At 67.8% G+C, this 14800-nt stretch carries 17 protein-coding genes; 4 read left to right on the plus strand and 13 right to left on the minus strand.

What is annotated here, in order from left to right; all coding sequences use genetic code 11:
- Window positions 1-16 precede the first annotated feature (16 nt).
- From CA951_RS18280 to CA951_RS18290, 3 genes are read right to left on the minus strand one after another with little or no spacing between them, the layout of a single operon-like run.
- Window positions 17-703 carry an SDR family NAD(P)-dependent oxidoreductase gene (locus CA951_RS18280; RefSeq protein WP_256973956.1) on the minus strand — a complete coding sequence of 229 codons (687 nt, stop codon included), beginning with the start codon at window positions 701-703 and terminating at the stop codon, window positions 17-19.
- Window positions 700-1929 carry an exo-alpha-sialidase gene (locus tag CA951_RS18285; RefSeq protein WP_087558191.1) on the minus strand — a complete coding sequence of 410 codons (1230 nt, stop codon included), beginning with the start codon at window positions 1927-1929 and terminating at the stop codon, window positions 700-702. Before CA951_RS18285 ends, CA951_RS18280 begins: the two co-directional genes overlap by 4 nt.
- A gap of 55 nt (window positions 1930-1984) precedes the next feature.
- Window positions 1985-3022 (minus strand): ABC transporter substrate-binding protein, encoded by a 1038-nt coding sequence (locus CA951_RS18290; protein ID WP_256973957.1) that lies wholly within the window; start codon window positions 3020-3022, stop codon window positions 1985-1987.
- A 40-nt stretch (window positions 3023-3062) separates the two neighbouring features.
- Between CA951_RS18290 and CA951_RS18295 the strand changes: the two genes are divergently transcribed.
- Together CA951_RS18295 and CA951_RS18300 are read left to right on the plus strand one after the other, a co-directional pair.
- Entirely contained in the window at window positions 3063-3638 is a 576-nt protein-coding gene (locus CA951_RS18295; RefSeq protein WP_087558192.1) for a hemerythrin domain-containing protein, read from the plus strand.
- A 96-nt stretch (window positions 3639-3734) separates the two neighbouring features.
- Window positions 3735-4685, plus strand: coding sequence for a ScbA/BarX family gamma-butyrolactone biosynthesis protein (locus tag CA951_RS18300; RefSeq protein WP_087558193.1), 951 nt, complete (start codon window positions 3735-3737; stop codon window positions 4683-4685).
- Here CA951_RS18300 and CA951_RS18305 read toward each other — a convergent pair.
- On the minus strand, window positions 4682-5329 hold the full coding sequence (locus CA951_RS18305) for a ScbR family autoregulator-binding transcription factor (protein WP_087558344.1): 648 nt from the start codon (window positions 5327-5329) through the stop codon (window positions 4682-4684). The two genes, CA951_RS18300 and CA951_RS18305, sit on opposite strands and share 4 nt — an antisense overlap.
- 35 nt (window positions 5330-5364) lie before the next feature.
- Between CA951_RS18305 and CA951_RS18310 the strand changes: the two genes are divergently transcribed.
- Both CA951_RS18310 and CA951_RS18315 read left to right on the plus strand, forming a co-directional pair.
- Entirely contained in the window at window positions 5365-6342 is a 978-nt protein-coding gene (locus CA951_RS18310) for an NAD(P)-dependent oxidoreductase (protein WP_087558194.1), read from the plus strand.
- A 103-nt stretch (window positions 6343-6445) separates the two neighbouring features.
- Window positions 6446-7237, plus strand: coding sequence for a hypothetical protein (locus CA951_RS18315; RefSeq protein WP_087558195.1), 792 nt, complete (start codon window positions 6446-6448; stop codon window positions 7235-7237).
- On the opposite strand, the gene CA951_RS18320 is transcribed toward CA951_RS18315, so the two are convergent.
- Genes CA951_RS18320 through CA951_RS18355 form a run of 9 tightly spaced genes read right to left on the minus strand, consistent with a single transcriptional unit; the run spans window position 7234 to window position 14691 of the window.
- Window positions 7234-7488 (minus strand): HypC/HybG/HupF family hydrogenase formation chaperone, encoded by a 255-nt coding sequence (locus tag CA951_RS18320; RefSeq protein ID WP_087558196.1) that lies wholly within the window; start codon window positions 7486-7488, stop codon window positions 7234-7236. The two genes, CA951_RS18315 and CA951_RS18320, sit on opposite strands and share 4 nt — an antisense overlap.
- 3 nt (window positions 7489-7491) lie before the next feature.
- Window positions 7492-7998 (minus strand): hydrogenase maturation protease, encoded by a 507-nt coding sequence (locus tag CA951_RS18325; protein ID WP_087558197.1) that lies wholly within the window; start codon window positions 7996-7998, stop codon window positions 7492-7494.
- A gap of 6 nt (window positions 7999-8004) precedes the next feature.
- A complete protein-coding gene (locus CA951_RS45115) occupies window positions 8005-8124 on the minus strand; it encodes a hypothetical protein (protein WP_373413944.1) in 120 nt (39 codons plus the stop codon).
- A complete protein-coding gene (locus CA951_RS18330; protein WP_087558198.1) occupies window positions 8121-9533 on the minus strand; it encodes a hypothetical protein in 1413 nt (470 codons plus the stop codon). Before CA951_RS18330 ends, CA951_RS45115 begins: the two co-directional genes overlap by 4 nt.
- On the minus strand, window positions 9530-10177 hold the full coding sequence (locus CA951_RS18335) for a DUF6084 family protein (protein ID WP_087558199.1): 648 nt from the start codon (window positions 10175-10177) through the stop codon (window positions 9530-9532). The genes CA951_RS18330 and CA951_RS18335 overlap by 4 nt, the downstream gene beginning before the upstream one ends.
- Window positions 10174-10818 (minus strand): DUF5947 family protein, encoded by a 645-nt coding sequence (locus tag CA951_RS18340; protein ID WP_087558200.1) that lies wholly within the window; start codon window positions 10816-10818, stop codon window positions 10174-10176. The genes CA951_RS18335 and CA951_RS18340 overlap by 4 nt, the downstream gene beginning before the upstream one ends.
- Window positions 10818-11774 (minus strand): NifU family protein, encoded by a 957-nt coding sequence (locus CA951_RS18345; RefSeq protein WP_179220232.1) that lies wholly within the window; start codon window positions 11772-11774, stop codon window positions 10818-10820. The genes CA951_RS18340 and CA951_RS18345 overlap by 1 nt, the downstream gene beginning before the upstream one ends.
- A gap of 10 nt (window positions 11775-11784) precedes the next feature.
- Window positions 11785-13578: a nickel-dependent hydrogenase large subunit gene (locus CA951_RS18350; RefSeq protein ID WP_087558201.1), complete on the minus strand. Its 1794-nt coding sequence runs from the start codon at window positions 13576-13578 to the stop codon at window positions 11785-11787.
- Between the two features lie 57 nt (window positions 13579-13635).
- A complete protein-coding gene (locus CA951_RS18355) occupies window positions 13636-14691 on the minus strand; it encodes a hydrogenase expression protein HypE (RefSeq protein WP_012691718.1) in 1056 nt (351 codons plus the stop codon).
- Window positions 14692-14800 lie beyond the last annotated feature (109 nt).

The following is a 14800-nucleotide window of genomic DNA, read 5'->3' on the forward strand; positions in this document are numbered from 1 at the left end:
GTTACGCGCAGCATGTTCACAGGGACGCCCCCGCGCACTGCACGATCGCCTGACCCGTGATGCTCCCGCCGAGCGGTCCGACGAGGAAGCCGATCAGCCCCGCCACCTCCTCCGGCGCGATGAAACGGCCGAGGGGCGGAAGCTTCGGCGGCGTCGACGTGCGTGCCGGGTCGTTCAGCATCGGGGTGTCCGTCGGCCCCGGCGCGACCACGTTGACCGTGATCGCCCGGTCCACCAACTCGGCGGCCCAGGACCGCGACATCCCCACGAGGGCCGACTTGGTGGCCGCGTACTGACTCTTGCCCGCCGCCCCGGACATCGTGCGACTGCCGACCAGGACCACCCGGCCGCCGTTGCGCATCGACGGCACGAGCGCGTCGACGAGCACCTCGGCGGCCGCGACATGGATACGCCACATGTCCAGGCCGTCCTCCACCCGGAGTTTCCCCAGCGGCGCCGAAGACTGCAGTCCAGCGGCATGGACGACGGCGTCCACCGCACCGACCGCCGTCGCCTGCTCGGACAACGCGTCGAGATCACCGAGATCGACGGCAACCCGGGTGAACCGATCGTGATCGATGCCGGGATCCCGCCGACTGAATCCGGTGACCGACCACCCGTCGTCCAGAAGCCGGCGGGCGGTGGCGGCGCCGATGCCGGAGCTGACCCCGGTCACGACCGCCCGCTTCGCATCCCCCGTCACGACCGGCCCCCGTCGGCGATCCAGCCCGCCTCGAGTTCGACGTATTCGATCGCCTGGCGGAACCGGGTGAACGCCACGTGCAGGTGACCGTCGTTGCCGGCGGTGATGCTGGGGTACGAGTACTCACGGTTCAGGCCGTCGCGGGAGTTGTTGGACAGGCAGTAGCCGTCGCCGGTCTCGATGTCCCGGCGATGCGGCCACGTCCGGCCGCCGTCCTCGGACATCGCCAGCGTCATCGGCGCGCGGGGGGCACCCCAGAACGCGCTCCGGCTGTCGCCGTCGTCGAGGGGTTCCGGTTCCGCGTCCGCCGCCGCGGGCGGTGCGTCGGCGAGTCCGTCGTCGTCGATCTCGTCGTACAGGGAGGTCCGCCGCGCGGTGGCGTCCGCGGCGCTGGACTCGTTGAACACCAGGGCGAGTCGGTCGCCGGGCAGCACGACGAACTGGATGGACGAGTTGTTGTTGGGCAGTTCGGTGGCCTCCGGCTCGGTCCAGGTGTCGCCGTCGTCGGTGGAGGTGCTGCGGTAGATCGAGTCCGCCCAGCGGCTGCGGTAGAGGGCCACGAGGGTGCCGTCGGCGAGGCGGCCGATGTTCATGTGCACACAGCCGACGCTGCCCGGGACGACCACCTCCCGCCAGGAGTCGCCGTGATCGTCGGAGATCATCACGCTGCTGTAGTCACGATCACCCACCCATTTGCGGCCCTCGATGCGGACGCAGTGGAACACGGGGAGCAGAAGCCGACCGGTGGGGAGTGCGATCACCGGTTGCCGCACGAACACGCCGCCGGCGTCGGTTTCCGGCAGCAGCGTGTGCTGCTCGCCCCACGTCCGGCCGCCGTCGTCGGAGATGCGCCGCATGACCCGCGCCGTGTCCTGGTTGCCGGCGTGCTGCGACGTCCACAGCAACCAGACCGTTCCCGACTCCGCCACGTGGAGAACGGGATTCTGCTCCGACCGCGTCGAATCGCAGGACAGCTGCACGGGCTCCGACCACGTGTCCGCGCCCGGCTCGAGCCGGGACAGCCAGACGCTGATGTCCGGCACACCCTCCTGGGTGCCTGCGAACCACACACAGCCGAGGGACCCGTCCGGCAGGACCGTGAGATTGGCCGCGTGATTCTGCACCTGCGGTGCGGGGAGCAACGCGTCGCGGCGGCCCGTCTCCACGGCGGGCCGGACGACGCCGTCGGCGGATCGGGTATCGGTTGCGGGACTCGGTGTGGTCATCTGCGTCTCCAGTGCGTCGAGAGGATGAGGCGGGCTGTCGGTGCGGCGGTCGCGTCTACGCGTGCAGCGCCGCGACACTCAGGTCGTACGAGTTGGTGGGGCGCAGCCCGACACCGTCGATCCGCGAACGCCGCGCGAGAACGGCTTTCGGGACGAACGACCACAGGCACGGGCACGTGTCCCAGATCTGGCGTTGCGCGTCTGCGAGGAGTTCGCCGCGCCGGGCGGCGTCGGCCTCCTCGGAGGCGCGGGTGATGATTCGGGTGATCTCGGGAAAGATGTACCCGTGGTAGGTGTCCCGGGTCGCTTCCTTCTCCGCGGTGCCGGCGTACATACCCTGCATGATGGTGAGGGCCAAACCTGTCGGGCTCGGGAAGCCGTTGCCCAGCACGTCCCAGTCGCCTGCCTTGCCCTGACGCCACTGCGAGATGTCGCCGCCGGGTTCGAACTGCTGCAGGGTGGTCCGGACGCCGACCGCGGACAGCATCTGCAGCACCGACTCCATGATGTCGGTGTCGGCCGCGAATTCGCCGGTCTCCCAGATGATCTTCAGCTCGAGGTCGCGGACCCCGAGCGCGTCGAGTTCACCGCGAGCCCGGGCCGGGTCGTACGTGTACTCGCCGGTCTCGACGGCGCCGTCGAGGGTGAGGGGAATGACCCCGCGCGAGGGGGTGGCCGAGCCCTGGAGCACCTGGTCGGCGAGCGCATGTCCGTCGATGGCGTAGGTCAGTGCCCGGCGCACCCGCGCATCGGCCAGCGGATGCCCCTGCGGTTTCCGGAAATTGAAGAAGAGCTGATTCAACCGGACGCCGTCTATCCGATCGATCGAGACACCCGACAGTCCGGCGAGCTGGTCTGCCGCGTCCGGGGTGATGGAGTCGATGACGTCGACCTCGCCGCTGCGCAGCGTCACGACGCGGTTCGACTCGTCGGGCACGAAGCGGACGCGCACCGATTCGATCTGCGCCGGAGCTCCCCAGTAGTTCTCGTTGCGCTCCAGTGTGTAGTTGCCGGTGCCGCGGTCGCTCTCCGTCACGACGTACGGTCCGGTTCCCACACCGGACTGCAGTTCCTCGGGTTTTCCAATTACCATGGCGGGTACCCGTTATCGGTCGCTGGATCGGAGGCGAATCTTGCCTGACATCATCGAGTTGATTTTCGACGACCACGAGTGGTTCCGGCGGCAGTTCGCCGCACTGGATGAATTGAAGTCTCGGCGCGGGGTGGAGATCACGGCCGTGGAGGCGGTGTGGACGCCGTTGGCGAAACGCCTGGATCTGCATGCTGCGGCGGAGGAGGAAATCTTCTATCCCCAACTTCTCCGCGTCGGCGAGGACGGCGAGGCCGAGGCCGAGACCCTCGACGCGATCGGGGACCACAACGACATCCGCGACGGCGTCCGAGCGGCGGCGGGGAACCCCATCCTGTCCGAGGAGTGGTGGGCGGCAGTCGGCCGCACGCGCCGGGCCAACGACGAGCACATGGCCGAGGAGGAACGGGAGGGCCTGGCCGATTTCCGGACCGCCCCGGATGATCTTCGCGAGTCGCTCGGGCGGCGGTTCGCCGAATTCTTCCTCGTGCACCGCACCCTGTCGGAGGTGGACACCTCGGACAAGGACCCGAAGGAGTACGTTCGCGAGATCGAAGACGACCTCGACGAGGACGACAACCCCGGATCGCTTCGAATCGGCAGCTTGAAGGGCCGGTAGCAACGCACTCCCCACATCACAGACCGCGCGGTCTGTGTTCTATAGTTCGGGCGGTCCGCGGCATCGGGCCGGCCGGTTCTGTGGGGAGATGGGGTTGTGGCGCGAATTTCCCGTCCGGTGCCCGATGCCCTTCCTCCGATGTCGTTCGAGCGGACCGTGCCCCGCAGGTACGTGCACCGGCAATCCGTGGCCGAGGTCTTCCTCACCGACTGCGTCTCGCTGCCGGTGCCGGATCGGTTCGTCGTCGCCGCGCAGTGGCCCCGCCTGCACGGCTTCTACCGCACCCGAGACGGGCACTACGACCCCATGCTGCTGGCGGAAACGCTCCGGCAGACCGCCATCTACCTGGGACACACCCGTTTCTCCGTCCCGCTGCCGAACCGGTTCGTCATGCAGCACCTCGAGGTGCATGCGGTGCCCGGCACGCTGGCGGTGGGTGCGGCGGCAGCGGATGTCGTCGTCGAGGTCACCGTGTCCGAGCACGTGTACCGCGGCGGGGCGCTGTCTGCATTCCGCGTGCACCTGCGGTTCCGGATCGACGGACAGGACGCCGGGACCGCGACGGGGCACGCGGTGATTTTCCCTCCGGCCGCATACTCACGCGCCCGCTGGGGTGAGCGCGGCCCGCGGGCGATCGGAGCGCCGTGGTGCCCCGCTCCCGTCCCGGCGGGGATGGTCGGTCACGTCGACGACGCACACGTAGTCCTCGGTCCGCGACGCTCCGAGAACGAATGGGAGTTGCGGATCGACCACACGCACCCCGTGCTGTTCGACCATCCGTGCGATCACATTCCCGGGATGCTGCTGCTCGAGGCGATCCGGCAGGCGGCCTGCGCCGGCCTCGGCCTACCGGACGCGCACCTCGCGTCGCTGGGTGCCACGTTCCACCGTTTCGCCGAACTCGACGAACGGACCACGATCCGGCTGGACGCGGTGGACGACGGCGCGCTGTCCGTCACCGGGTCTATCCGGCAGGGCGGTGTGACGGTCGTGCGCGGAACCGCGGCGCTCGCACCTACCGCGGTGAGCGCGTGCGCGGGCGGCTAGTCGGCGTCGTCGGGCACCCAGCGAGCCCGCCGGATCCGGGCGATGTCCTGGTGCCGGCTCGCGGGCATGACTCCGGGGAGCAGGAACCCCCACATGTCGTCGACGCGCTGTTCGAGGTCCGTGCGCTGCGTCAACACCTGGGAGACGGTCTGGACGCCGGTGAAGGCGCCGATGACGAACCGCGCCAGCCGCGGCGGGTCGATGTCGGCGAGAAGGTCCCCCTGCTCGACGGCCCGGGTGGCGAGCATCTCGCAACTGTTGATCCAGTCGAGATAGGGATCCGCGGGGCCCTGGTCGTCGGCGCTGAGTTCGAGGGTGATCCGGATACCGGCGCGCACGATCGGGTCGTTCACGATCTGCCGGGCCATTTCGTGGCACAGCATCACGATCTGCTCGATCGCCGATACCTGCTCACGGCCGATCGCCTCGACCGACGCGATGGAGATCCGGTGTTGCTCACCGATGATGAAACGCGCCAGATCCTCTTTCGAACGGAAATGGAAGTACAAGGCCCCCTTCGTGATTCCGGCGTTCTCGACGATGTTGCCGAGTCTGGCTCCTTCGAAACCCGACTTCTCGAACATCTCCGCCGCCCCGCGGACGATCTGCTGTCGAGTCGCCGCAGCACGCGCCTGCTGAACCACGTTCACACCTTTCCCTGCCGCATGAGAGAAGAACGATGACGATGAAAGCACGGAACACGCGCCCATTGCCCGGAGAGACGGTACCAGCGTCGACCGAAAGCGAGCGCGGTCGAACACCGTCCGCGCCTCTACGTGTCGCGGTCGTGGGAGCGACGGGCTTCATCGGGTCCGCCACCGTGCGGGCCCTCGTATCCGCCGGGATTCCGTGCACCGCGGTCGCGCGCACACGCTCGGAACAGGACATTCCGGGCGTTCTGTCTGCGCAGGCGGATCTGACCGATCCGGCGAGTCTCGGCACGGCACTCACCGGCAACGACATCGTGATTCACGCCGCCTCCTACACCGGCAGCGACCCGGCGCACCGCACCGCCGTGAACGTCGGCGGCACCGAGAACCTCCTGGCCGCCGCCGCGCGGAACGGCATCCGCCGGGTGCTCTACGTCAGCACCATCGGCGTGTACGGCGACGGACCACACAGCGGAATCGGTGAGTTCGACGCCACGCCCGCACCCGTCTCGGCGCTGAGCGCGAGCAGGCTGACCGCCGAACACCGCGTCCTCGAATCGGGCGGTTGTGTCGTCCGGCCCGGATTCGTCCACGGCCCCGGCGACCGCTGGTTCGTCCCCGGATTCATCCGGATCCACGAGACGCTGGGCGCCTGGGTGGACGAGGGGCAGTCCCGGATCTCGGTCGTCGCGGTGACCGACCTCGCCCGGCTACTCGCGACCCTCGCCGCGCAGGCCCCGGCACATTCCGGCGACGTGTTCCACGCCTGCCATCCCGACCCCGTCACCGTCCGCGAACTCGGCCGGGCACTCGCGGACTCGGGCCGCCTGCGACTGCCGGCCGACTCTCTCACCTTCGACGACGCCTTCACCGCCGGAACCCGGCACGGCCTCACCGAACGGCACCTCGACCTGATCGGCCGCGACCACTGGTACGACCCCACACGCCTGCTGACTGCCACCGGCGCGACGTTCGACCACGGTCCCCTCGACAACCTCCCGGCGTGACGAGGTCCGGCGGGAAGTCGGTGGACGGAACGTCGTTTGCGGTCCGCCGTCGGGGTGTATACCCGGATAGAGATCGATTTCCCCCACCTGACGGAGTGTCGAGATGGCCCTTCTCGCCGAGATCGTCGTGGACACCGAAGGCGACAGCCGGATGGTGGTCCTGTATCCCGTGATGTGGCTGTTCATCGCGGTTCTGGTGACGTTCGTGGTCACCCGGCTCATCACCCGACGCATCCGCTCTCGAGGAGCGGAACCCGCGGACGACGCCGTGGACCCTGGGGGCGGTCTGATCGGCGACATCACGGTCGGCGGAGTGCACCTGCACCACCAGGTTTTCGGAATCATGTTCATGACGCTGGCGGGATTGGCACTGATCGCGACCACCCCGGAGGGCACCGCACTCAACGTCTTCGCCGCACTGTTCGGGGTCGGTCTCGCGCTGACCTTCGACGAGTTCGCGCTGTGGGTGCACCTCGACGACGTGTACTGGAGCACGTCCGGCCGGAAGTCGGTGGACGCGATCTTCTGCGCGCTCATGATCACCGGTCTGATGATCGGGGGCGCCGAACTCGTGAGCGGGCAGATCGGCACCGCGCAATGGTGGACGTCGATCGGCTATCTGCTCATCTCACTCGGCATCTCGCTCATCTGCCTGCTCAAGGGCAAGTTCGTGACGGGGATCGTGGGGATCGTGTTCCAGCCCGTCGCGATCGTCGGCGCGATCCGCCTGGCCAAGCCCGATTCCTGGTGGGCGGTCCGCCGCTACGGGACCCGGCCGCGCCGGCTCGCCCGCTCCCAGGCACGTTTCGGAGAGCGCTACCACGCCCGCTGGAATCGGGCGCGTGACTTCGTCGCCGGACCGCCGGACCCCCGTCACGCCGAAACACAGAGCTAGCCTTCGTCCGCCGTCCGCGAGCGTCCCATCATCTCCAGGCCCGCCATCGCCTTCTCGGCGCCTGCCTCGTCCACCTTCTCCATCGCGAATCCCATGTGGATGACGATCCAGTCGCCCGGTTCCAGGCTGACGTCCTCGGGCAGCATGCCGATGTTCACCTTGCGCTGTTCACCGACGACGTCGACGAGCGCGAGTTGGTTGCCGTAGCCCTCCAGCATGCGCACCACCTGGCCGGGAATTCCGAGACACACGATTCAGCCCTCCGTCTTCTCCGGTTGCAGCGTCACTGCGTGAGGCGCCAGGAGTTGGTCCACGATTTCGAAGACGGCGTCGACGGCCGGCCCGACGGCGGCGGCGACGCGCGGTGACAACCCGATTCCCTCGTCGGTGTTGTCCACCTGGCAGCCCAGCACCACGGCCCGCGGCAGCGTTCCGCCGAGCGCGCGGAGGCTGGCGAACACCGCCCCCGGATCCATGCTGTGCGCGTCGAGCGGCGCCGCGGGCACCGAATCGGGGCCCACCTCGAACGCCCTCAACGCCCCCGGTTCACCTCGATCGGGAACCGCGTCGACCAGCAGCAACGCACCCCAGCCGTCGAGCAGTTCGTACGCCAGATGTGTTCCACGGATGCCGAAATCGACGGCCCTGACTCCCGCCGGCAGCGGCCTCGTCGCGACACCGCGCAGCACCTCGGGACCGAATCCGTCGTCGCCGAAGAAGATGTTGCCCACACCGGCAACCAGTACCCGCCTGTCCGTCACGGGGCCTCACATCTTGCGCATACGCATGTACCGCTTGATGTCGGGAAGCGAGAAGACGGCGACCGCCACTCCGGCGACCGCAAGCAACGCCAGCGCGGCGGTGGTGGCCTCTCCGAGAATCTTCATGACTGTTCATCCTTTCCGGTGTCTGCCGATACGGGCTCCACCTCGTCCGGGGCGAAGTACAGATACCTGCCGTACCACTCGTGCAACTCGGACGCGGGGTCGTCGACCAGCACGACGCCGACGTGGGTGCCACCGTCGACGTCCGCGTGCACGGTCACCACGCGAGCGAGTTGTCCCGCGAAGAACAGGTCCTGGGCGTCGGCGCGGCGCGAGGGGTGGATCCGCACGACGGTGCCCTTCGCCACCCGGACGCCGTTCACGATCACACCGTCGATGTCGGGGCGCACGGCGGTGTCGGCGTCCGGATCCCACCACGGCACGTCGTCGGTCAGTTCCGGGACCAGCCCCATGTCCGGGAGGCCGCGCTGCTCCGGGATGTCGGGGCTCGGGAAGTGCGGGTTCCGCAGGACGCCGTGCATCTGGGCCAGTGTCGCGGGCGACATCTGCTCGCAGCGGTCGATGATCTGGGCGGCGAGTGGGTCGGTGGCGCGGGCCTGACGCTTCTCCTCCTCGGTCAGGGTCATGACGCGCAGGGTGAGGATCTCGTCGATCTCGGTGGCGTCGAACAGGGCGCCGTCGCTCTGCTCGGCCACCTCCGGGTGGTCGTACAGGATGATCGGCGACACCAGGACGAGGTCCGTCTCCCCCGGCAGCCCGGCCAGGACGGGGTAGCAGCGTTCCTGATGGCAGGTCGACGCGAGATCCGTGGCGTCGTCGGGCGGCTCGAGCAGCGAGACGAACTCGCCCCCCTCGGCGGCCAGCATCAGGTGCGCCCCGATCAGCGAGTGCCTGATGGCCGAATCCTTCGACCACGTGCCGATCGCGTCGATCTTCACGTTCTCGATCGACACCCGCAGCACGTCCAGCCCGTCGTGCCGGTCGCTGCCGACGCGGACGACGGCGCGCAGCGGCCACCGGGTCCGCACCACGCGCCCGGCGAGGGTCCCGTCCTCCTCACGCAACTCCTCGACGTCCACTCCCCCGTCGACGTCCACGTCGAGCCGGCAGTCCTCGAGCTCCTCGTCCGGGTACGCCGCGCCCAGGTCGATCTCGCATTCCACCGCCTCGTCCCACGACAGCCAGCTGCGGCCGGCGACGGTGAGTTCCTCGACCGGCTCGAAACCGGACCCCGCAACCTTCTCGACCTCACGCACCTGCAGTTGCAGGAAGCGGACGGTCACCGAGACGCCGGACCGCTGACCCGCGCGGGGGCGCATCAGTGTCTGACAGGACAGCCGCGGTTCCTCGCCGACCCCCGATTCCGCCGCACCCGGCGGTCCGAGGACGCCGAACTGCCAGCGCGATTGGTTCTTCGACGAACTCGCACGATACGGATACAGCAGGTAGCCCTCGTAGAGGACCGCGTCGGCCACGGCCCGGACTCGCTGCAGGGACGCCGGGGAGATCATGCGATCACCTCCCCGGCTCCCTGCAGCAGGTTTGCGATGGCGACGTCCAGCCCGAGTAGTCCGTGCGCCGCCTTGTATTTCGCCAGTGCCGCCAGCGTGTCGTGGTCGAGGCGCACCCAGCCCGTGTTCGGGTAGTGCGCCTGGACGAGTTCGCGCCACACCGCCACCGGCAGGTCGTACGTCGATTCCCGGTCCCACGGAATCCGTTCCACGCCGAACCCGGCGACGCCTCGCGTGAAGACCGTTCCGCTGAACAGGAACACCAGCGGCACCGTCGACCCGGCCTCGTCCAGGGCGTGCAGGTACTTCGAGGCCGTCACCTCGAAGTCGTACGTGCACGGCAGCGGCAACTCCACCATGCTCGCCCCGGTGAACCCCTGCGCCACGGTGCTGGTCTGCATCCACTGGAACGGTTTGAGTGTCGACGTCCACCGCTCGCGGGGCCCGAACAGATCGAGCAGACCCTCCACCTCGGTGTCGGTGTAGCGGCGGCGCTGCGGGTCGATACGCACCTGGCACCGCACGGCCATCGCGTGCACGACAGCGCCGCTCGACTCCGTCACGTCCACCCGCGCAGTCAGATTCGGCGCAACCGCGAACGGTTCCGGGAACACGTCTTCCACACGGAACGTCAACTCGGTCACGTCGGCTCCTTCGCGACGCGACTGCGCGCCCGCACGTCGTCGAAGAACGTGTCGATGACCCGGCGCGCGTCCTGACCGCCGTCGAATCCCCGCCACACCTGCCGCAACTCGCCCACCAACTGGTAACAGGCGTCGATCGGAACGAGGTAGCACTCGGGGTCGCCCTCACCGTGCTCGGGGACCCGCAGCAACAGGGCTTCCGTGTCGGCGGACAGCTGGCCGAGCGCGGGGTTCACCGCGAGCACACCGTCCCAGGCGTCGAGGGGCAGTTCCGATTCGGTCGCGCCCGCCGGACCGGGATAGAACGCGACGGTCTTGGCCAGCAGCGAGTTCCGGAACACGAACGCGAGCCCGACGGGGATCTGCAGTTCGTCCCAGCGTCCGGGCGCGAGTTCGAAGTTCGGAAACGACAGGTAGCGTTCCGGGACGGCCCGGAACCGCAGCTCGGCTTTTTCGTCGGTGAACAGCAGGTAGCACCCACGGCACACGCACATCAGTTGCCGGTCCTGCACGTTCACGACGTGCTGGTGGGCGTCGGCGATCGGCACGGCACACATGTCGCACCGTTCCCCGACCACCGGTTTGGGCCGCTCGGACGCGATGCGCTGCAGAATGCGCAGCCCGTTCCCCGACGGGCTCATCACGCCACCTCCGCGGCGGGCACGGCCACGGAGACGACGCCGTCGCGCACGAGGACCGGGAGCGGCGAGAGCGTTTCGGCGCCCGCGTCGCCGTCCAGGCGCAGGCCCGCGCGACGCGGGTCGAAATGCGCCCTGCACGTCGGGCAGCGCAGCACCGCGTCCCCCACCTGCCCGCCCGCCCTGCGTTGCAGCGTGGCCCCGGCGAGTGAGTTGGTGCAGGCGGCGCACCGGTCCCGGTAGGCGAACAACTGCTCCCCGATCCGGCACACCAGGATCGGGAGTCCGGCGACGGAGAACCCGGCCACCTCCCCAGGCGTGAGCTCCTCGAGTTCGGGCACCGACACCCACGTCCCGGTGCCGCTCGACCCGTCCAATCCGTTCGGATGAACATGGGAGAACAGCGATTCCGCCGCGATCAGTCCGGACCCTGCGGCGGGGGTTGCGCCCACCACCTCGATGTCCACCGTCTCCGGCGCGGCCGCCAGCACGGCGTCCTTGACGGCGAGTTCCAGGGTCACCGCCGACGACGGGCAACTCTGACAACTACCGGTCAGCCGCAACCGCACCACACCGTCCACCACACCGAGCAGTTCGACGTCACCGCCGTGGGAGCCCAGGTAGGGGCGCACGCTGTCGAGGGCGGTGGCGACCCGCGTCTCGACGTCGTGCGGATGAAGTCCGTTCACGAGGAGCAGGCTGGCCACGAGTTCGTCGGCGGCGAGACGTTCGACGAGGTCATCGTCGCGGTCGCCGATGATGTCCAGGACACGCTGCAACCCGGCGCCGTAGAGTTCGACCACCTCCCGGACCAGTTGCTCGGCGCGCTCGCGGGCCACCGAACCACCTGCCGAACTCGCGTCCAACAGGCTGTCGATCCGTTCGCCGGCTGTCCGCCACCGATCGGGGTCGTCTACTACTTCGTCACTCCCCCACGTCTCCGATCCGCCACTCTCCATGCGTACTCCGTCACTCGCCGGTCACGGACTGGGTCGGCGAATGCAGCTTCTCCAGTGTCTTTCCCTCACCGAGATACATGTGCACGCCGCAGGGCAGGCAGGGGTCGAAACTGCGGACGGTCCGCATGATGTCGATGCCCTTGAAGTGCTCCCGGTCGTTCTCCTCGAAGATCGGCTGGCCCTGCACCGCGTCCTCGTACGGCCCCGGTGTTCCGAAGCTGTCGCGGGGGTTGGCGTTCCACGGCGTCGGCGGATACGGATGATAGTTCGCGATCTTGCCGTCGCGAATCACCATGTGGTGCGACAGGACTCCGCGCACCGCCTCGGTGAAGCCGCAGCCGATGCCCTCGTCGGGGACGTCGAACTTCTCCCACGTCTTCGTGTGCCCGGCGCGGATCTCGGCGAGCGCCTTCTCCGCGAAGTGCAGCGCGCACGCCGCCGCGTAGGCCTGGAAGTAGGTCCGCGCCCGGTCCCGCTCGATCGTGTTGCTGCCGTACTGCGGGATCTTCCATTCCAGCTCGACCGGGCCCTTCAGCGCGGTCTTCGGCAGGTTGATCTTCACGCTGTGACCGGTCGACTGCACGTACCCGATGTCGACGAGGCCCGCGAGGGCCGTACTCCAGAGCCGGGCGAGCGGCCCGCCGCCGGTGTCCAGTGCGAGGTGATCGGTGCCGTCGAACCACCGCGGCGACATCACCCAGCTGTACTTGTCCTCCATGTCGCGTTTCTGCGGGTGCGGGTTGGTGTGCTGGTTCCACGGGTGCCTGCGGTCGATCGGATTCCCCAGCGGATCGTTCTTCACGAACATCTCCTGGTCGGTCCAGTCGTCGTAATACGAACTGCCGAGCAGGATTCGGATGCCGAGGTTGATGTCGACCAGGGACGTCGTCACCAGCTTTCCGTCGACCACGACGCCGGGCGTCACGAACATCGCCCGACCCCACTTCTCCATGTCCTTGTAGGAGAAGTTGCACACCGCCGGATCCTGGAACGACCCCCAGCAGCCGAGCAGGGTCCGGCGCAGACCGACCTTCTCGTAGCCGGGCATCGCCTCGTAGAAGAAGTCGAACAGGTCGTCGTGCATGGGCACGACCTTCTTCATGAACTCCACGTAGCGCATCAGGCGCGTCGTGTAGTCGGTCATCAGCTGAATCGTCGCGACCGTTCCCACGCCACCCGGGTACAGGGTGGACGGGTGAACGTGCCGACCCTCCATGAGACAGAACATCTCTCGGGTCCACCGGCTGACCTGCAACGCCTCCCGATAGAACTCACCGGTGAACGGGTTCAGCGACCGCATGATGTCGGCGATGGTCTTGTAGCCGTGTTCCCCGGCGTGCGGCGCCTCGGTCTTCTCGGCCTGAGCCAGCACCCCCGGATTCGTCTCGGAGACCATCTTCTCGCAGAAGTCCACACCGACGAGGTTCTCCTGAAAGATGTTGTGATCGAACATGTATTCCGCGGCCTCGCCGAGGTTGACGATCCACTCGCCGATGTTCGGGGGTTTCACACCGTAGGCCATGTTCTGGGTGTAGCACGAACACGTCGCATGGTTGTCACCACAGATGCCGCAGATACGGCTCGTGATGAAGTGGGCGTCGCGCGGGTCCTTGCCCTTCATGAAGATCGAATAACCACGGAAGATCGACGAAGTGCTGTGGCACTCCACGACTTCCTTCTGCTTGAAGTCGATCTTCGTATAGATGCCCAGGCTGCCCACGATGCGCGTGATCGGATCCCACGCCATCTCGACCAGGCCGTCGGATTCCGACTTGTGCGAAGGTTCCGGAATGATCGTTGTCATCGACGTACCTCTCAGTGTTCGAGGCCGGCGGACCACCGCCCGAGACCCCGAGCGGGACTACCAGGTGCGTGTCGCGCCCGTGGTCAGTTTCGTACCGCGACTGCGCCAGTGCGGCTCTTTGTCCAGCGTGTTCTTGGTGATCTTGCGCAAACTCCGAATGGCCGAGCCGTACAGCCCGGACGCCGTCGTCGAGAGTTTGCCGCCCGGCGGTTCATCCATGAACGGCATGAACTTGTCCGGGAAGCCCGGCATCGTGCACCCGATGCAGATACCGCCCACATTCGGGCACCCACCCACACCGTTGATCCAGCCCCGCTTCGGGACGTTGCACTTGACGACAGGACCCCAGCACCCCAGCTTCACGATGCACTTCGGTGAGCCGTACTCGGTGGCGAAATCACCCTGCTCGTAATAGCCGGCGCGGTCGCAGCCCTCGTGCACCGTGGCGCCGAACAGCCACTGCGGACGCAACGCGTCGTCGAGCGGGATCATGGGCGCCTGCTCGGTGGCCATGTAGAGGAGATACGTCAACGTCTCCGACAGATTGTCCGGCTGGATCGGGCAACCGGGAACGCAGACGATCGGAATGCCCGCCTTCGACTTCCAGTCCCAGCCGAGATAATCGGGAACACCCATCGCACCGGTCGGATTGCCCGCCATCGCGTGGATACCGCCGTACGTCGCGCACGTGCCCGCCGCGACGATCGCCGTCGCCTTCGGGGCCAGACGGTCGAGCCACTCACTCGTCGTCACCGGCTGACCGGTCTCGGGATTGTTGCCGAAGCCGCACCAGTAACCCTCGTCGTGAAGTTGCTCGTTCGGGATGGAACCCTCCACCACCAGCACGAAGGGTTCGAGTTCGCCGCGGTCCGCCTTCCAGAACCACTCCAGGAAGTCGTCGGCGCCGCCCTCCGGACCGTTCTCGAAGTCGATCAGCGGCCAGTGCACGGCCACTTTGGGCAGGCCCGGCAGGGCTCCCAGGGCAATCTCCTCGACACTGGGCTGCGTCGCAGCCGTCAAGGCCACCGAATCGCCGTCGCAACTGAGTCCCGCATTGATCCACAGCACGTGAATCAGGGTGTCCTCGGCGTTGATTGCTTCCTGTGTCGGCATATCAGGTCGCTTTCCGGAGTGAACACAACTCCTGTCGCCACCGGAGTCGACCGTCGGCCCACCTGCGTGGCGCTGATATTTATTTAGCTCCGCCGCCGAGCGGATGTCA

Source organism: Rhodococcus sp. NCIMB 12038 (assembly GCF_002165735.1).
GTDB lineage: Bacteria > Actinomycetota > Actinomycetes > Mycobacteriales > Mycobacteriaceae > Rhodococcus_F.

What these genes read in the sequence shown, in the direction of transcription:
- CA951_RS18285 (WP_087558191.1), bottom strand. Translation starts at nt 1,929, where the DNA reads ATGACCACACCGAGTCCCGCAACCGATACCCGATCCGCCGACGGCGTC.
- CA951_RS18290 (WP_256973957.1), bottom strand. Translation starts at nt 3,022, where the DNA reads ATGGTAATTGGAAAACCCGAGGAACTGCAGTCCGGTGTGGGAACCGGA.
- CA951_RS45115 (WP_373413944.1), bottom strand. Translation starts at nt 8,124, where the DNA reads ATGAAGATTCTCGGAGAGGCCACCACCGCCGCGCTGGCGTTGCTTGCG.
- CA951_RS18350 (WP_087558201.1), bottom strand. Translation starts at nt 13,578, where the DNA reads ATGACAACGATCATTCCGGAACCTTCGCACAAGTCGGAATCCGACGGC.
- CA951_RS18345 (WP_179220232.1), bottom strand. Translation starts at nt 11,774, where the DNA reads ATGGAGAGTGGCGGATCGGAGACGTGGGGGAGTGACGAAGTAGTAGAC.
- CA951_RS18315 (WP_087558195.1), top strand. Translation starts at nt 6,446, where the DNA reads ATGGCCCTTCTCGCCGAGATCGTCGTGGACACCGAAGGCGACAGCCGG.
- CA951_RS18330 (WP_087558198.1), bottom strand. Translation starts at nt 9,533, where the DNA reads ATGATCTCCCCGGCGTCCCTGCAGCGAGTCCGGGCCGTGGCCGACGCG.
- CA951_RS18340 (WP_087558200.1), bottom strand. Translation starts at nt 10,818, where the DNA reads ATGAGCCCGTCGGGGAACGGGCTGCGCATTCTGCAGCGCATCGCGTCC.
- CA951_RS18355 (WP_012691718.1), bottom strand. Translation starts at nt 14,691, where the DNA reads ATGCCGACACAGGAAGCAATCAACGCCGAGGACACCCTGATTCACGTG.
- CA951_RS18310 (WP_087558194.1), top strand. Translation starts at nt 5,365, where the DNA reads ATGACGATGAAAGCACGGAACACGCGCCCATTGCCCGGAGAGACGGTA.